Here is a 19,458-nt window from a genome sequence, read left to right as displayed (position 1 = left end):
GAATTAATTATTCCGCATCATCTGCCATGTTAAGCATTTCAGCTAAGTTTGTACTTGCATCGTCTGCAGTCATGACAAATTCATCAGCGATAGCTGCTTCATCTTCTTCAGATAATTTCGCTACGACATCATCTACTAAACGATGTTTGTGACGATTTTGATGATACGCAAAACCTGTACCTGCAGGAATTAATCGACCTACGATTACGTTCTCTTTCAAGCCACGTAATTCATCACGTTTACCTGCCACTGCTGCTTCGGTAAGAACACGAGTAGTTTCTTGGAACGATGCAGCAGAGATGAAGGATTCAGTCGCAAGAGACGCTTTGGTTATACCCAATAATTCGCGTTCAAACTCAACTGGTGGTTTGCCTTCTGCTTCACGTTGACGGTTAACGATTTTCACGCGAGCGACTTCGACTTGTTCCCCTTCTAGGAATTCTGAGTCGTAAGCTTTAGTAATTACCGCTTTACGTAACATTTGACGAACGATAACTTCGATATGTTTATCGTTGATTTTTACCCCTTGTAAGCGGTAAACATCTTGTACTTCGTTCACAATGTATTCAGTTACTGCACGCACGCCACGTAAACGTAAAATATCATGTGGTGTTTCAGCACCATCAGAAATTACGTCACCACGTTGTACCATTTCACCTTCAAATACGTTGAGCTGACGCCATTTTGGAATCATTTCTTCGTAAGTTTCGCCTTCCGCAGGAGTAATTAATAAACGGCGTTTACCTTTGGTTTCTTTACCGAAAGACACGATACCAGAAATTTCAGCCAAAATAGCTGGTTCTTTTGGTTTGCGTGCTTCAAACAAATCCGCAACACGTGGTAGACCACCGGTAATATCTTTAGTACCCACAGATTCTTGCGGAATACGTGCTAATGGTTCACCCACTTTCACTGCCGCGCCATCGTCTAAACTTACGATTGCTTTACCCGGTAAGAAGTACTGTGCAAGAACATCAGTTTCAGGTAAGAAAATATCGTTACCATTCACATCAACTAATTTAATGGTTGGACGTAAATCTTTACCCGCAGTAGCTCGTTCACCCACATCTTGAACCACGATTGATGATAAACCTGTTAATTCATCAGTTTGACGCGTTACAGTTAAGCCATCAATAATATCAACGAATTTCACAAAACCAGATACTTCAGAGACAACTGGCATTGTATGTGGATCCCAATTTGCGATAGTTTCGCCTGCTGTTACATCTTGGCCGTCACCTTTACTTAACACCGCACCGTAAGGCACTTTATAGTGTTCTTTAGTTCGGCCAAATGCATCGGTAATAGTTAATTCAGTATTACGAGACGTTAATACTAATTTACCTTCATCGTTAGTAACGAATTTTGCATTCATTAAGTGTAATGTACCAGTGTTTTTAACTTGTACACTAGATTCTTTCGCTGCCGCAGATGCCGCACCACCGATATGGAACGTACGCATGGTTAACTGTGTACCCGGCTCACCGATAGATTGAGCAGCAATAACCCCCACTGCTTCACCTTGGTTAATTAAATGACCACGCGCAAGATCACGACCATAACATTTCGCACATACACCAAAATCAGTATCACAAGTTACAACAGAACGTACTTTTACGCTGTCTACAGAGTTTGCATCCAACACATCACAGAGTTTTTCATCTAATAACGTGTTACGAGGGATTAATACTTCTTCTGTACCTGGTTTTAAAATATCTTCTGCAGCTACACGACCTAACACTAATTCACGAAGTGGAACTTTTTCATCACCACCTTCGATTAATGGGGTCATAACTAAGCCTTCGTGCGTACCACAGTCATCTTCTACGATCACTAAGTCTTGTGCTACGTCAACTAAACGACGAGTTAAGTAACCTGAGTTCGCTGTTTTTAATGCGGTATCCGCCAAACCTTTACGCGCACCGTGGGTTGAAATAAAGTACTGTAATACGTTCAAACCTTCACGGAAGTTTGCTGTAATTGGAGTTTCAATGATCGAACCATCTGGACGAGCCATCAAACCACGCATACCTGCTAACTGACGAATCTGAGCTGCAGAACCACGCGCACCAGAATCAGCCATCATAAAGATACTGTTAAAGGATGCTTGTTTTTCAGTATTACCTTCGCGATTGATAACTTCCTCTTGAGATAAGTTTTCCATCATCGCTTTGGCTACGCGCTCATTCGCTGCGGCCCAAATATCGATTACTTTATTATAGCGTTCGCCTGCCGTCACAAGACCTGATTGGAATTGTTCTTGGATCTCTGCCACTTCTTCTTCCGCTGCAGAAATAATTTCGTATTTCTTCGCTGGAATTTCCATATCATCAATACCAACTGATGAACCAGAACGTGCCGCATAAGCAAAACCGGTGTACATAATTTGGTCAGCAAACATTACCGCTTCTTTTAAACCTAAACGACGATAAGCTTCGTTAATCAGTTTAGAAATTGCTTTTTTACCTAATGTTTGGTTGAACAATGAATAAGGCATACCTTGTGGTGCAATCATCCATAAAATCGCACGACCGATAGTTGTATCAGTCAGAGTGGTTTTCGCATCAAATTCGCCAGCTTCATTCTTCACATATTCAGTAATACGTACTTTCACGCGAGAATGTAATTCTGCTTCACCTGTACGATATGCTTTTTCAGCTTCACGAGGATCTTGCAATAACATACCTTCGCCTTTACCGTTCACTTTTTCGCGGGTCATATAGTAAAGACCTAATACCACGTCTTGTGATGGAACGATAATAGGATCACCGTTTGCTGGTGAAAGCACGTTATTGGTTGACATCATCAACGCACGAGCTTCTAATTGAGCTTCAAGCGTTAATGGAACGTGTACCGCCATTTGGTCACCATCGAAGTCCGCGTTGAACGCCGCACAAACGAGTGGGTGTAATTGAATCGCTTTACCTTCGATTAAGATCGGTTCAAATGCTTGGATACCCAAACGGTGAAGTGTTGGCGCACGGTTCAATAGAATTGGGTGTTCACGAATAACTTCTGCAAGAATATCCCAAACGATCGCATCTTCACGCTCAACCATTTTCTTCGCCGCTTTGATTGTCGTTGCATAACCACGGCTTTCTAATTTAGCGTAGATAAACGGACGGAATAATTCCAAGGCCATTTTCTTAGGTAAACCACATTGGTGTAAGTGCAAGTATGGACCAACAGTGATTACAGAACGACCTGAATAGTCAACACGTTTACCTAATAAGTTTTGACGGAAACGACCTTGTTTACCTTTAATCATGTCAGCTAATGATTTTAATGGACGACGGTTAGAACCCGTAATCGCACGACCGCGGCGACCATTATCTAATAACGCATCAACAGATTCTTGTAACATACGTTTTTCGTTGCGCACAATAATATCTGGCGCAATTAAGTCTAATAAACGTTTTAAACGGTTGTTACGGTTGATCACACGACGATATAAATCGTTCAGATCTGAAGTCGCAAAACGACCACCATCAAGTGGTACTAATGGACGTAAATCTGGTGGAAGTACTGGCAATACAGTCATTACCATCCATTCTGGTTTATTACCAGATTGAACAAATGCTTCTAATAATTTTAAGCGTTTAGTGATTTTTTTACGTTTAGTTTCAGAGTTAGTTTCTTGTAATTCTTCACGTAATTTTTCACATTCAACTTCAAGATCCATACCTTTTAAGAGATCTTGAATCGCTTCAGCACCCATTTTCGCTTCGAATTCATCTTGCCAACGATCTTCTGCGTCAAGGTATTGTTCTTCTGTTAATAATTGACCGCGCTCTAAGTCCGTCATACCAGGTTCGGTCACGATGTACATTTCAAAGTAAAGTACACGTTCAATATCGCGCAATGGCATATCTAAAAGTAAACCAATACGAGACGGTAATGATTTTAAAAACCAAATATGTGCAACTGGTGATGCAAGTTCAATGTGGCCCATACGTTCACGACGAACTTTAGTTTGAGTAACTTCAACACCACATTTTTCACAAATCACACCACGGTGTTTTAAACGTTTATATTTACCACATAAACATTCGTAATCTTTTACAGGCCCGAAGATACGTGCACAGAAAAGACCATCACGTTCAGGTTTGAACGTACGGTAGTTAATGGTTTCAGGTTTCTTCACTTCACCAAATGACCAAGAACGGATCATATCTGGGGAAGCTAACCCAATTTTAATCACATCAAAATCTTCACTGGTTTTTGATTGTGCTTTTAAAAACTTAACTAAGTCTTTCACAAATGTTCTCCTGTCGGAGTTAAAGGTTTAAAGTGCGGTTAAAAATTTCGATATTTTTCCACCGCACTTCGGCGATTTTTCTTTCGTAAGGCGAGTGAATCATAAATTCTTCACTCCCCTACTGATTACTCTTCGTCTAACTCGATATTTAAACCAAGTGAGCGGATTTCTTTCATAATTACATTAAAAGATTCCGGTGTACCTGGGTCCATGTGTTGGTTACCACTTACGATGTTTTTATACATCTTCGTACGACCATTCACATCATCAGATTTCACCGTTAACATTTCTTGTAAGGTGTAAGCTGCACCGTATGCTTCAAGAGCCCATACCTCCATCTCACCGAAACGTTGGCCACCGAATTGAGCTTTACCACCCAATGGTTGTTGTGTAACAAGGCTATAAGAACCAGTTGAACGAGCATGCATTTTGTCATCAACTAAGTGGTTCAATTTGAGCATGTACATATAACCTACTGTTACTGGTCGCTCGAATTTCTCACCTGTACGGCCATCATATAAAGTGATTTGACCTGACGTTGGTAATCCACCAAGTTTTAATAGCTCTTTGATTTCAGCTTCAGCTGCACCATCAAATACTGGTGTCGCAACTGGTAAACCTTTACGTAGATTTTCAGCTAAACGTAATACTTCTTCATCTGTGAAGGTACTTAAATCCACTTTTTGTGAGCCATTACCTAAGTCATACGCTTTTTGGATATAACCACGTAATTTTTCCACTTCTTGCTTTTGTTTAAGCATTGCATTGATTTGATCACCAATACCTTTCGCTGCTAAACCTAAGTGGGTTTCAAGGATCTGACCAATGTTCATACGAGATGGTACGCCCAATGGGTTCAATACGATCTCAACTGGTTGGCCATTCTCATCGTATGGCATATCTTCAACTGGGTTAATTTTTGAGATAACACCTTTGTTACCATGACGACCTGCCATTTTATCACCCGGTTGGATCTGACGTTTCACCGCTAGGTAAACTTTAACCACTTTTAACACGCCCGGTGCAAGATCATCACCTTTGATGATTTTCTTACGTTTCACTTCAAGTTTATGTTCAAACTCTTTACGAAGTTCTTCGTATTGCTCTGCAAGCTGTTCTAATTGATTTTGTTTTTCTTCATCTGCAATTGTTTGTTCTAACCATTTAGTGCGATCTAATTTATCTAATTGCGCTGCATCAGCACCACTAGAAATAAGAAGATTACGAACACGAGCAAATAAGCCAGCTTCTAAAATCTCTAACTCTTCAGTTAAATCTTTTTTCGCTTCACGAAGTTGCATTTCTTCGATTTCTAATGCACGTTTATCTTTTTCTACGCCATCACGAGTGAAGACTTGAACATCAATAACCGTACCTGATGTACCGTTTGGCACACGTAATGAAGAATCTTTAACATCAGAAGCTTTTTCACCAAAGATTGCACGTAAAAGTTTTTCTTCTGGGGTTAATTGAGTTTCACCTTTAGGCGTTACTTTACCGACTAAGATGTCACCACCTTTAACCTCAGCGCCAACATAAACAATACCAGATTCATCAAGTTTACTTAACGCTGACTCACCTACGTTTGGAATGTCTGCAGTAATTTCTTCTGCACCTAACTTGGTATCACGCGCAACACAAGATAATTCTTGAATATGAATGGTAGTGAAACGGTCTTGTTGAACAACACGTTCAGAAACTAACATTGAGTCTTCGAAGTTATAGCCGTTCCAAGGCATGAACGCCACGCGAATATTTTGACCTAATGCAAGCTCACCTAAATCAGTAGAAGGACCATCTGCTAATACTTCACCACGATTAATTGGATCGCCTAAATTCACACAAGGAATTTGGTTAATACAAGTATTTTGGTTAGAGCGGGTATATTTGATTAAGTTATAAATATCAATACCTGCTTCACCTGCAATGGTTTCATCTTCATTTACTTTAATAACGATACGAGAAGCATCGACGTACTGAACTGTACCACCGCGTTTTGCAACAACCGCAACACCTGAGTCAAGTGCGATTGGTTTTTCCATACCTGTACCAACTAATGGTTTGTCCGCACGTAATGTTGGAACTGCTTGACGTTGCATGTTCGCACCCATCAACGCACGGTTCGCATCGTCATGCTCAAGGAATGGAATTAATGCAGCCGCAACAGATACCACTTGTTGTGTCGAAACGTCCATATAGTGAATATCTTCAGGTTTATATAAACCTGATTCACCACGTTCACCACGTGCAGTAACAAAGGCATCAGTAAAACGGTTATTTTCGTCTAAGTTTGAGTTTGCCTGTGCAATGATATAGTTTGCTTCATCAATTGCAGATAAGTATTCAATTTCTTCAGTAACTTGGCCATCAACCACTTTACGATATGGCGTTTCTAAGAAACCATAATCATTAGTGCGTGCAAACGCAGAAAGTGAGTTGATCAAACCGATGTTTGGACCTTCAGGGGTTTCAATCGGACATAAACGACCATAGTGGGTATTATGTACGTCACGCACTTCAAAGCCTGCGCGCTCACGAGTTAAACCACCTGGACCTAATGCAGAAATACGACGTTTGTGCGTGACTTCTGATAATGGGTTATTTTGGTCCATAAATTGCGAAAGTTGTGAAGAACCAAAGAATTCTTTCACCGCTGCAGAAATTGGTTTTGGATTAATTAAGTCTTGCGGTGTGATTGCATCTAAATCACCTAAAGATAAGCGTTCTTTCACCGCTCTTTCTACACGCACTAAACCAATACGGAATTGGTTCTCCGCCATCTCACCTACGCTACGGATACGACGGTTACCTAAGTGGTCAATATCATCCACTTCGCCGCGACCATTACGGATGTCGATCAATTTACGCATTACCGCAATAATATCTTCATTGGTTAAAGTGCCTGAACCTTCACCTTCTGCGATCGCTAAAGAACGATTGAATTTCATACGACCAACAGCAGATAAATCATAACGCTCTGCAGAGAAGAATAAATTATTGAATAACGCTTCTGAAGATTCTGGTGTTGGTGGTTCGCCTGGACGCATCATACGATAAATTTCGTAAAGCGCACTGGTTTTGTCATAAGTTGGATCTACACGTAGTGTTTCAGAAATATATGGACCGTAATCTAAATCATTAGTAAATAAAGTTTCGATCGTGGTGTAACCTGCTTGTGCTAATTTTGCAAGAGTCTCTAAAGAAATCTCGCCATTTGCAGGACAAATAATTTCGCCAGACTCTAAATCAACATAATCTTTCGATGCAACTTTACCTAAAATATATTCAGAAGGTACAACGACTTGTGAAATTTTATCTTTTTCTAATGCCTTGATATGACGTGCGGTAATACGACGACCTCGTTCAACATAAACTTTGCCATTTGCTTCAATATCAAAAGAAGCCGTTTCACCACGTAAACGTTCTGGCACTAAAGTCATTAACAATTTATCGCCAGCGATTTCAAAGGTAATTTTATCAAAGAATAAGTTTAAGATTTCTTCAGTGGTGTAGCCTAATGCACGAAGAATAATTGTTGCCGGTAATTTACGACGACGGTCAATACGTGCAAATAAGTTATCTTTTGGATCGAATTCAAAATCTAACCAAGAACCACGGTAAGGGATAATACGTGCGTTATAAAGCACTTTACCTGAAGAATGGGTCTTACCTTTGTCAGAATCGAAGAATACGCCTGGACTACGGTGTAATTGTGAAACGATAACACGCTCGGTACCATTAATTACGAAAGTACCATTATCAGTCATTAATGGGATTTCACCCATATAAACTTCATTTTCTTTAATATCTTTAACTGCGCGTGAAGAAGATTCTTTATCGTAGCTCACTAAACGTAATTTTACACGTAAGCCTGCTGCATAAGTTGATCCACGAATTTGGCACTCACGTACATCAAATTCAGGTTCTTCTAAACGATAATCTACATATTGTAATTCTGTATAGCCATTATTGCTTACAATAGGGAATACAGAACGGAATGCCGCTTCTAAACCTTGCTGACCTTCAGGATCTTTTTGAATAAATTTATCAAAAGAATCCAACTGAATGGTTAATAAATAAGGAACATTTAAAACTTGCGGACGTTTACCGAAATCTTTACGAATTCGTTTTTTTTCAGAATAGGAGTAACCCATTGGTTTTCCTCTGCTAACTGTTCAGTGACTTAGCCACAAACTAACTGTGACGTGAATGACCGTTAAAATGACCGCACTCTGAACCTTACTTCTGTAGTGGGGTGACAACTCAAATTACATTGGACGACAACTTGAGCAAAACAACAACAAATAACGGTGAATTTGCCATTGCATGGATGTGCTTTATATCAAAAACACGGTTAAATTAAACAATAAAAGGTAAAAATTGATTGAAAATCAATCTGAATCTTTGCTAATTTTAAGGCGGTAGATTTTAAATGAATGCAGCTTTCTCGTCAAGTTTAAAACTTATGGAGAAATTTTATGAAATAAAAAACCGCACTTCAAAAAGTGCGGTTTAAAATCTATCAATTCTTTAAATTATAAAGAAGTTTGATCAACAGCAACACCTGCACCCATAGTGGTAGAGATGCTTACTTTCTTGATGAAGATACCTTTTGCAGTAGTTGGTTTTGCTTTGTTTAAAGCGGCCAATAATGCTTGAAGGTTTTCTTTTAATTGAACTTCAGAGAAGTTTGCTTTACCAATAGTGGTGTGGATGATACCGTTTTTATCATTACGATAACGGATCTGACCAGATTTAGCATTTTTAACTGCTTCAGCAACGTTTGGAGTTACAGTACCAACTTTAGGGTTTGGCATTAAACCACGTGGGCCTAATACTTGACCTAATTGACCAACAACACGCATTGCATCAGGAGAAGCGATAACAACATCAAAGTTCATTTCGCCTTTTTTGATTTGCTCTGCTAAATCTTCCATACCGACTAAATCAGCACCAGCTTCTTTCGCTGCATCTGCGTTAGCACCTTGAGTGAACACAGCTACGCGTACTTCACGACCAGTACCGTGTGGTAATACAGTTGCACCACGCACGTTTTGGTCAGATTTACGAGGATCGATACCTAAGTTTACTGCAACGTCAACACTTTCAACAAATTTAGCTGTTGCGAATTGTTTTAATACCGCGATCGCTTCGTTGATTTCGTATGCTTTAGTAGAATCTACGCCAGCTTTGATTGCTTTCATTTTTTTAGTCAATTTAGCCATCGTATTATTCCTCCACCACTAAGCCCATTGAGCGAGCAGTACCAGCAATTGATTTCATTTTGGTTTCGATAGACGCGCCAGTCATATCTGCTGCTTTAGTTTCAGCGATTTGACGAACTTGATCTAAAGTTACTTTACCCACTTTCTCTTTGTTCGGTTTACCAGAACCAGATTTGATACCTGCAGCTTTTTTCAATAATACTGCTGCTGGTGGAGTTTTAGTTACGAAAGTAAATGAACGGTCTGCATATACAGTGATAACAACTGGAATTGGTAAACCTTTTTCTAAGCTCTCAGTACGAGCGTTGAATGCTTTACAGAATTCCATGATGTTCACACCTTGTTGACCTAATGCAGGACCAACTGGTGGTGATGGGTTTGCCATACCAGCTGCAACTTGCAACTTAACGTAGGCTTGGACTTTTTTTGCCATTTTAGTTTTCCTCTAATTGGGTCATAACGCTATTAAATAGCTCCCCGATAATTTTCAGTGCAACATATTGCACCACACAAAAATATGAGCCGAGAACGGCTCATAATGGGCGCGGATTATATAAAAAGTGCGGTTGTTTTTCAAGCACTTCTTAAATCCGCTAGAAGATATTATTGTGCATCACCAATTAATACTGAATCCAACGCAATTTCAATCATATCATTGAATGTTAATTGACGTTCTTCTGCTGTGGTTTGTTCGTGAGTACGAATATGATCAGACACGGTACAAATTGTTAATGCTTTTGCACCATATTCTGCAGCCACACCATAAATTCCTGCAGCTTCCATTTCCACGCCTAAGATGCCGTATTTTTCCATTACATCGAACATTTCAACATCAGGCGTATAGAATAAATCCGCCGAGAATAAGTTACCGACACGAACAGCTTTGCCTTTTGCTTTTGCAGCTTGAACAGCGGCTTGTGCCATATCGAAGTCAGCAATAGCTGCAAAGTCGTTATCTTTGAAACGAATACGGTTTACTTTTGAATCAGTACATGCGCCTAAACCGATAATTACATCGCGCACTTTTACGTCCATACGAACAGCGCCACAAGAACCTACACGGATAATTTTTTTCACACCGTATTCAGTGATTAATTCTTTCGCATAAATAGAGCAAGATGGAATCCCCATACCATGGCCCATAATAGAAATCTTACGACCTTTATAAGTACCAGTATAACCAAGCATATTACGAACATTTGTTACTTCTACTGCATCTTGCAAAAACGTTTCTGCAATGTATTTTGCACGAAGTGGATCACCTGGCATTAAAACAACATCAGCAAATGCGCCTTCAGGCGCGTTAATATGTGGAGTCATAATTTTTCTTCCTTTTTTCAAATGTAAAAATAAAAAGTGCGGTCATTTTTCACCGCACTTATCCGAGAATTAAAGCGCTGCTGCACCGAGTCCGATGAACAAGCCAGCAATCGTTGCACTCATTAAGTTTGCTAAAGTACCCGCGATTACCGCTTTTAAGCCTAAACGTGCAACATCACTACGACGGTTTGGCGCCATTCCACCTAAACCACCGATTAAGATTGCAATTGAGCTGAAGTTAGCAAAACCACAAAGTGCAAAAGTAATAATTGCTTTGGTTTTTTCAGTTAATACAATCGCAGAATCCGGTTGCAAATATTTTGCAAATTCAAGGTACCCTACGAATTCGTTAACCGCTAACTTCATACCGATCATTTGTCCTGCGATACCCGCTTCGGTACCGTCAGTCACACCGATTAAGTATGCTAATGGTTTGAAAACTAAACCAAAGATAGATTGTAAAGTTACGTCGCCATAGCCGAACCAGCCACCAACACCACTTAAAATACCGTTAATTAATGCAATTAAGCCAACGAATGCGATTAACATTGCACCTACGTTTAACGCAAGTTGCATACCTGCACTCGCACCGCCCGCCATTGCTTCAAGTACGTTAGTTGGTTTTTCTGAATCATTGTCTTCTGGTTGTTTATCAGAGAATTGTTCTGTTTGTGGGAACATTAATTTCGCAAACAACAAACCTGCTGGTGCCGCCATAAATGACGCAGCGATTAAGTATGTCAATGGCACGCCCATTCCAGCATAACCAGCCATCACTGAACCCGCGATAGACGCCGTACCACCCACCATGATGGCAAATAATTCAGATTGGGTCATATTTTTAATGTAAGGGCGAACAACCAATGGTGCTTCAGTTTGACCGACGAAAATATTAGCAGCTGCTGACATGGATTCTGCTTTTGACGTACCCAATGCTTTTTGTAATGCACCGCCTAATACTTTAATTACCACTTGCATAATGCCGAGATAGTAAAGCACAGAAATTAAGCCAGAGAAGAACACAATAATTGGTAATACTTTCACTGCAAAAATGAAACCTGAAGGTTTGCTTGGATCAGCTAAACCACCAAATACAAAGTTAATACCTTCGTTACCGTAAGCAATAACATTTGATACGGCATCAGCAGTTGCACCAAGTGCTTGTTTACCTGCTGGCACATATAAAATAAGGGCGGCAAATCCAACTTGGATTGCTAACGCCCCGAGTACGGTTCTGATACTAATCGCTTTACGATTATTGGAAAGTAACACGGCAATAGCGATTAATACGACCATTCCCAAAATGCTGCTTAACACACTCATTTGATTCCCCTAGATTGGTTAAGTTAATAAAAAAGTCGGCTTATTCTACTTGTTTTCTTACAAAAAGTCGGCGAATTTTCACCGCACTTTCTTGTAAGCGACTACAAAATAGTCAAAACCTTGTTAATTCCACATTGACGCGCATAAGCAGCCAATGCATTAGTTTCTTCCGCACTTGGAATGTGCGTTGATAACCCAGTTTCATCGCGCGCACCTTTACTATGCACACGGATAATTTTTAATGCCACATCAGGATAATTTCGTAAAAGTAGCGCAACGTTGCCCACCAAATGTTCAGCATCAAAAAAATTCTTTAAAAAAACTAACCGCACCTCTTCCACTTTATTTAACGGTAACAAGGCAGCCAGATTTTGCAAATTTCGCTCAAGCTTATCGTTTTTTATATGTAAACGTTCTGGTATCACTTTCTGTGGCACGATTCCTGTTTGATTTTGTCGGTCAAAACAGAGCGTTTGTAAACCAGCGCCCTCTCCTTTCAGATCGAATAAAAATTTATCAGTGACATCGATTAACGAACGAATACGATCAAATTCAAAAAAACCACTACTATCCAAATAACAGGTTAATCCTTGCGAACGTAAAGCCTCAAATAGCGGGACGAGTTTTTTATGATGGATAGTCGGTTCACCGCCTGAAATTGTTACGCCGCGAATAAATGGAACCGCCTCCATAACCTGTTCATACAAATACTGCAAACTAACCAATTTCGCATTTTCCGTATAACGAGGAATAGTTTCTGGATTATGGCAATACAAGCAATTTAACTTACAACCTTGCAGAAAAATACTCGAACGATTGCCTTGCCCCTCTACATTTGAAAAAGGAATAATCCGATGCAACGGCACAAAAATCTCAGAAAGTGCGGTCATTTTTCCAATTATTTTTCAGCAGTGACATCTTTTTCATCGCGTAACTGGCGATCAAACACGTTGGCACATTCATCCGTACCCGAGCCATACCAGGTTGTATCGCGTAATGCGACTTCGCCTTTACGGTATTTTTCAACTTCGCTTTTCTTCACTAGATAACCTGTAACACGAATTAAATCTGTATTTTTCAAATAGGTAGTAATGTAGCGATAGCCTAAAGAGAATGCACCATCAATAATATCCACCACCGCATCGCAGTGATCTACATAAGTTTGATCAAAGGCGAATAAATCCCCTGTACCAGATGGGAAATATTTATGGAACGGTGCAGACTGTTTCAAATGTGTAAGTAACGTTGGTTCTTCGCCTACACGAATACGGTGAGCCGGTGCGTTACGTTTGTCTTCTTCGTGGTTACTTGCACCGACTTGCGCATGTAATAAATAACGATTGCCTGTGCGTTCTGCATAAACCCCTTCATGTGCATCGGTGATTTCTTTAAGTTTATCCATAATTGCTGTCGCAATTTCATCACCACGAGCACTCTTACCAAAGGTTTCATTTAAGCCTTCACATTGCAATAAGTGGTTTGCTGCATCTGCCAAGCCCACAATTGCGAACATCCCCGTAAAATTAGTGCGTTTGATAAAGCCTTCTTTTTCAAGGAATGAACTGTTAAAGAAATTACTTTCTTCCACTACAAACTTATGGCGTTTATCCATGGTTGAAAGAGCACATTTCGCCACACGTGGTAATAATTCGTTCACCATTTCATCCGCACTTTTACACGCGCGCGCAATCGTCCCTAGACGTAAACGTGTTAATGTGTAAGCGCCGCCACATTCGGGAAGTGCGTTATAGCAACTTGCTACGCCATATTCTTCACCTAGATCAGAAATATAGTAAGCATCGTTCGCAAAAGATGGTTTAGAAACTAATAAACAGGCTTTTGCTGCAAGTTCAGCAAACTCACGGCTCGTTTTGGATTTATCATAACGAATCGTCATATTCGGTGTTGGCGCTTCAAGCTCAATCACCGCGCGTAAAATCAAGCGACCCGCTTTCGTATCATAAGGCCCAATATTGGCATGACAGAATGAATCAGGCACAGTTTTGTCGATATGATTTAAGAAACGTTTAATTTTGATGTAGTCTTTTTCTTCATCAGTAATGAAAGGTTCGAGCAATACATCAAGACGACCAACATAAACAGGGTAAGTTGTAATGGATGGTACGTGAGAGTAAAGAATCAATAATCCATCAAGCGCCTCATCAAGATCTTTTGGTGGCGGCAACTCTAAAAATTCGCAGCCTCTTTGGATATACACATTATAATCAGGCAGGATATAACGAGGACGATAAATTGCGTAACCTTCACATAAATCACAAATCATCTGATTCTGTAAAAAGCCCCATTCTTCATCAGTATAGCCAAGCAAATCGCGAGGATCAAATAAACGCTCAGCAATATTACCTAATGTCATTAATTTTTGATGATAAGTCAGATTATTGGCTTTAACAGTATCGAGAATATCTTGAAGTGAAGCTAACATAATGTCCCCCTTTTAAAATGGTCTTGTATTGTACGCAATGGTAACAAAATAGACAATTTTGAAAATGTGAGCGAGATCACATTTTCAGAAATAAAAACTGAAGCAAACGATTAACCATTAAAATAAGAAATATAGAATTTAGATGGTAGAGAGAAAAGGATTTTACTGGCAGTAACAGAAAATGTCCGCCAGTTTTAATTTGATTGGTGAATTTTAAATGTTATCACTAGAATAACACATTTTCTTAACAAAAGGGATTATCTCTTGTAATGCTTGTTGAATAGAAATTAACCCTAGATTCATTTGAGTCTCTTTTCCTGCGAGTGGGCAAAATGAGAGATGCTTATCGACATCATTAATCGGTTTCCAGCGTCTCGGCTGAGAAGAACGGCTATTTGGATAAAACCCGATTGTCGGAATATTAAACGCACTGCTCAAATGCAATGGCCCAGTAGATCCCGCAATAAATAAATCCGCACAAGCTAAAGAATGAGCAAAATCCACTAAACCTTTATTCTTATCGTAAATGGCTACACGTGAATCATCCACCAAATTTGCCAATTCGTGGGCTTTTTCACTTTCTCCCGGTCCTGCTGTCAGCACAACATTGCAATCAAACTCAGCCAATAAGCCTTTAATTAAATCTGCATATTGCGCTAAAGAAAGATTCGTTGCTGAGCCACCAGAACCACTATGCACAAAGATCCATTTTTTATTTGCAGAAAGCCCTAAGCTCTCTTGCAAGAAAACACGTTGATTTTCCACCGCACTTTTCTCAAAGGTTAAATAAGGCGGTTTAGGTTCAACAACTGGCATATTATGCTTGTGCAAAAAAGCGCGGACTAAATCTTGATTGTATTCAGCTTCCGATTTTTCAGAACGAGAACGGCGTTGTGTTAAACGGTGATTATAGAGAATTTGAACCCATTTAGTCGCAGGTGCAAGGCGATATTTAATCCCGCTTTTCCAAGCGAGCTTTCCATTATGGGTATTGGAAAAGAAACTAATCATTCCATCAAACTGCTGCGCTTTGATTTCCTGCACAAGACGATTGAAATCCGTTTTATTATTTTTTTTGCTATCAATAATAACATGATCAATAAACGGACAAGCTTCCGCTAGAGGCGCTGTGTAACTCGGAACAAGTGCGGTTAATTTTAAAGAAGGATTCGATAACTTCAGCATAGCAAAAGCGGGCCATGCTTGCATAAAATCGCCTAATTTATCGTTACGAATAACTAAGATCTTTTCCATAAATTCTCCGCTAAAATAAAAAACCGCACTTGAAAGTGCGGTCGTATTTTATGTTATTTTTGTGGATTATAAAACATCAACACAATTTAAGTCTTCGAAAGATTGTTCTAAGCGTTTAGACATAGATTCTTCCATTTTACGTAACCAAACACGTGGATCGTAGTATTTTTTGTTTGGTGCATCTGGACCTTCTGGGTTACCTAATTGACCTTGAAGATAAGCTTCATTTGCTTTATAGAAATTCAAAATACCATTCCAAGATGCCCATTGAGTATCAGTATCAATGTTCATTTTGATTGCACCGTAGCTAATTGCTTCGCGGATTTCTTCGCGGCTAGAACCAGAACCACCGTGGAAAACGAAGTTAATTGGTTTAGCAGGAAGATTACGTTCTTTCGCAACGAACTCTTGTGATGCACCTAAAATAGATGGTTTTAATTTTACGTTACCTGGTTTGTAAACACCGTGTACGTTACCGAATGCTGCTGCAACGGTAAAGTTAGGGCTTACTGGATTTAATTGGTCGTAAACATAAAGCACGTCAGATGGTTGAGTGTATAAACGAGACTCATCAACACCAGAATTATCTACGCCATCTTCTTCACCACCAGTAATCCCAATTTCGATTTCAAGGGTCATGCCCATTTTATCCATGCGAGCAAGATATTCACGGCAGATTGCCATATTTTCTTCCATTGGCTCTTCAGAAAGGTCAAGCATGTGAGAAGAGAATAATGGATGGCCAGTTTCTGCGAAGTGTTTTTCACCAGCGTCAAGTAAACCATCAATCCATGGAAGTAATTTTTTCGCAGCGTGGTCAGTGTGAAGAATAACAGGAACACCGTATTCTTTAGCTAAAGTATGAACGTGTTTCGCTCCGGCGATCGCACCAAGTACATCAGGACGAGCACCACTTGCAGGTTTAATACCTTTACCCGCATAGAACGCTGCACCACCGTTAGAAAATTGGATAATAACTGGCGCTTTTACGCGTGCAGCAGTTTCTAACACGGCATTAACTGAGTCAGAACCTACGCAGTTTACTGCTGGGATAGCAAAGTTATGCTCTTTTGCATAAGCAAAGATTTTTTGCACATCTTCACCTGTTACGACACCAGGTTTCACGATATCTAATAATTTAGCCATACTTGTGTTTCCTTTTTATGTTTAGCGGGACAAGCCCGCAATTTGAGAATTTTTTGACTTTTTATTGATGGCGACATTTTTAATGATCGACATCGATATGTCACATAGGAAAAGTGCGGTTAGTTTTTCGCACGTTTTTCAAGAATTTCTACTGCTGGTAATACTTTGCCTTCTACGAATTCTAAGAACGCACCGCCACCCGTTGAAATATAAGAGATCTTGTCTGCAATACCGAATAGATCGATAGCCGCTAAAGTATCACCACCCCCTGCGATAGAGAATGCATCGCTGTTTGCAATTGCGTGAGAAATGATTTCAGTCCCTTTACGGAAATTAGGGAATTCGAACACGCCAACTGGGCCATTCCATAAAACGGTTTTTGCATTTTTGATGATTTCAGCCAATTGTTCTGCAGATTTATCACCGATATCGAAGATAGACTCATCATCTTTCACTTCAGTCACTGATTTTTCTGTTGCAGCTGCAGTTTCTGTGAACTCCAAACCAACACGTACATCAACTGGCACAGGAATATCTGTGCTTGCAGCTAATTCTTTCGCAACTGGGATTAAATCAGCTTCATGTAAAGATTTACCTACATTGTGGCCTGCTGCCGCAATGAAAGTATTTGCAATACCACCGCCCACAATAATTTGATCAGCGATTTTTGAAAGAGAATTTAATACTTCTAATTTAGTTGAAACTTTAGAACCACCAACAATAGCCACCATTGGACGAGCTGGCTCTTTTAAGGCTTTACCTAATGCATCTAATTCAGCAGCTAATAATGGGCCTGCACAAGCGATTGGTGCAAATTCTGCAACACCGTAAGTTGATGCTTGCGCACGGTGAGCTGTACCGAATGCATCCATAACGAATACATCACAAAGTGCGGCATATTTTTTACCTAATTCAGGATCGTTTTTCTTTTCACCTTTGTTCACGCGTACGTTTTCTAAAACAACAATTTCGCCTTCTTTAACATCTACGCCGTTTAAATAGTCTTGTTCTAAACGAACATTAAAGCCTGCGTCTTTTAAGTAATCAACAACTGGTTGTAAAGAATCTTCTGGTTTGAATTCACCTTCAGTTGGACGACCTAAGTGAGAAGTCACCATCACTTTTGCGCCTTTTTCTAAGGCTAATTTTAAAGTAGGAATGGTCGCACGAATACGCGCATCTGAGGTCACTTTGCCATCTTTTACTGGCACATTAAGATCTGCACGGATAAATACACGTTTACCGGCTAAATCTAAATCGGTCATTTTGATTACTGACATAATCTATCCTCTTGTTAAGTTAAAATTAAAATTGAAAACTTCTCGTATTATACCTACTTCGCGCTAGGTTGTAACGATTTAGATCAAAGAAATTCTTATTTACTTTGGCAATTAATTACTTGCCATTTTTTATCATAACAAATGAATAATTCGTTTCGGCTTGCACCTAAATAAGCATTTTTTAATTGTGGATTATGTTGTTTCATCCAACGAAAAAGTTCATTGCGGCTTAAATTTTGATTCGGTAATTTTAATGAGCTAAATAATTCCTGCTCCTTAGCAAAATATTGCTGGGCAGAATCAAACGCACAGCTGCCATGTTTTTCCCATTCACCTTGCAATAATTGTTCACCTGGTGAAATAGCCAAATATCGTGCTAATAAATCTTTTGGCAATGCGGGTAAATCGCCCTTGCAAAAACGTGGATGATCCGTCACTGAAAGTGCATTTGCATTTTGAGGCCACAGCCCATGAACGACCCAACCTAAAGCGCGGTTACTTCCACATTGATATTGAGCGGAGGAAGGCAGCTGATTACCATATTTTTCACGCTGAATATCACAAAACCCAGGTGACCAAGATAATGCCAACATATAATAATCGACAGGCGCCTTTGCATTTTGCCCGATAGGATCATCGCGCATAATCACATCATAATTGGCAAAAACATTCGGATTTTTCACCGCACTTTTTTCAATATCCGTCTGTTTTGTCTCAAATTTAGGCTCAGATACTTGTGTTCGCTTAGTCTGTTCTATTATGGGAGAAGATGATTGATTTTTAGTTTTGGTTGAATCGGTAAAATATTGCCAAATTGCTAATACAACGAGGACAATAAGAGAAAGGGTGGAAGTGAATTTTTTCATAAATTTTGTTTAGTTTTTGTCAATCAAGTTTTTGTCAGCTATAATTCGCCGCTTTCAACTTTCTATTAAGGATCACAATGGCATTACTCATCACTAGCAAATGTACCAACTGCGATATGTGCCTACCAGAATGCCCGAACGAAGCCATTTCCATTGGCGATGAGATTTATATGATCGATCCTGTACTTTGCACGGAATGTGTCGGCCATTACGACACGCCAACCTGCCAAAAAGTTTGCCCAATCACGAACTGCATTAAGCCCGATCCAGAACATCAAGAAACCGAAGAACAGCTTTGGGAACGCTTTGTGATGATTCATCATTCAGACAAGTTGTAATTTAA

General features: G+C 39.7%; 13 protein-coding genes. 1 reads left to right on the top strand and 12 read right to left on the bottom strand.

Annotation, left to right across the window (positions count from 1 at the left end; translation table 11 throughout):
• Positions 1-7 precede the first annotated feature (7 nt).
• The 12 genes from rpoC to DV417_RS09020 form a co-directional block, all read right to left on the bottom strand.
• Entirely contained in the window at positions 8-4,258 is a 4,251-nt protein-coding gene (gene rpoC, locus DV417_RS09080; RefSeq protein WP_118879444.1) for a DNA-directed RNA polymerase subunit beta', read from the bottom strand.
• A 125-nt stretch (positions 4,259-4,383) separates the two neighbouring features.
• Entirely contained in the window at positions 4,384-8,412 is a 4,029-nt protein-coding gene (gene rpoB, locus DV417_RS09075; RefSeq protein ID WP_118879443.1) for a DNA-directed RNA polymerase subunit beta, read from the bottom strand.
• Between the two features lie 381 nt (positions 8,413-8,793).
• Positions 8,794-9,483 (bottom strand): 50S ribosomal protein L1, encoded by a 690-nt coding sequence (rplA, locus tag DV417_RS09065; protein WP_005627655.1) that lies wholly within the window; start codon positions 9,481-9,483, stop codon positions 8,794-8,796.
• A 4-nt stretch (positions 9,484-9,487) separates the two neighbouring features.
• Complete coding sequence (gene rplK / locus DV417_RS09060) at positions 9,488-9,916, bottom strand: 50S ribosomal protein L11 (protein WP_005633053.1); 429 nt, start codon at positions 9,914-9,916, stop codon at positions 9,488-9,490.
• 170 nt (positions 9,917-10,086) lie between these two features.
• Positions 10,087-10,803 (bottom strand): purine-nucleoside phosphorylase, encoded by a 717-nt coding sequence (gene deoD / locus DV417_RS09055; RefSeq protein WP_005643966.1) that lies wholly within the window; start codon positions 10,801-10,803, stop codon positions 10,087-10,089.
• A 69-nt stretch (positions 10,804-10,872) separates the two neighbouring features.
• A complete protein-coding gene (locus tag DV417_RS09050) occupies positions 10,873-12,126 on the bottom strand; it encodes a NupC/NupG family nucleoside CNT transporter (protein ID WP_005633049.1) in 1,254 nt (417 codons plus the stop codon).
• Between the two features lie 101 nt (positions 12,127-12,227).
• Positions 12,228-13,016, bottom strand: coding sequence for a 4Fe-4S cluster-binding domain-containing protein (locus tag DV417_RS09045; RefSeq protein ID WP_118879442.1), 789 nt, complete (start codon positions 13,014-13,016; stop codon positions 12,228-12,230).
• Positions 13,017-13,024: 8 nt separating this feature from the next.
• Entirely contained in the window at positions 13,025-14,569 is a 1,545-nt protein-coding gene (locus tag DV417_RS09040) for a YjjI family glycine radical enzyme (protein WP_118879441.1), read from the bottom strand.
• A gap of 213 nt (positions 14,570-14,782) precedes the next feature.
• Positions 14,783-15,823 carry a glycosyltransferase family 9 protein gene (locus DV417_RS09035; protein ID WP_118879440.1) on the bottom strand — a complete coding sequence of 347 codons (1,041 nt, stop codon included), beginning with the start codon at positions 15,821-15,823 and terminating at the stop codon, positions 14,783-14,785.
• 66 nt (positions 15,824-15,889) lie between these two features.
• Complete coding sequence (gene fbaA, locus DV417_RS09030) at positions 15,890-16,969, bottom strand: class II fructose-bisphosphate aldolase (protein ID WP_118879439.1); 1,080 nt, start codon at positions 16,967-16,969, stop codon at positions 15,890-15,892.
• A 119-nt stretch (positions 16,970-17,088) separates the two neighbouring features.
• Entirely contained in the window at positions 17,089-18,249 is a 1,161-nt protein-coding gene (gene pgk / locus DV417_RS09025) for a phosphoglycerate kinase (protein WP_065246783.1), read from the bottom strand.
• 95 nt (positions 18,250-18,344) lie between these two features.
• The gene (locus tag DV417_RS09020) at positions 18,345-19,115 is read right to left on the bottom strand and encodes a ribonuclease T2 family protein (protein ID WP_118879438.1); all 771 of its coding nucleotides are present in this window, start codon (positions 19,113-19,115) and stop codon (positions 18,345-18,347) included.
• A 77-nt stretch (positions 19,116-19,192) separates the two neighbouring features.
• Here DV417_RS09020 and DV417_RS09015 point away from each other — a divergent pair, with 77 nt between their 5' ends.
• Positions 19,193-19,453: a YfhL family 4Fe-4S dicluster ferredoxin gene (locus tag DV417_RS09015; protein ID WP_118879437.1), complete on the top strand. Its 261-nt coding sequence runs from the start codon at positions 19,193-19,195 to the stop codon at positions 19,451-19,453.
• Positions 19,454-19,458: the final 5 nt, after the last annotated feature.

The sequence above is a fragment of the Haemophilus haemolyticus genome (genome assembly GCF_003490935.1).
Lineage (GTDB): Bacteria > Pseudomonadota > Gammaproteobacteria > Enterobacterales > Pasteurellaceae > Haemophilus > Haemophilus haemolyticus_M.
This window is presented reverse-complemented; position numbering and strand designations above follow the sequence as displayed.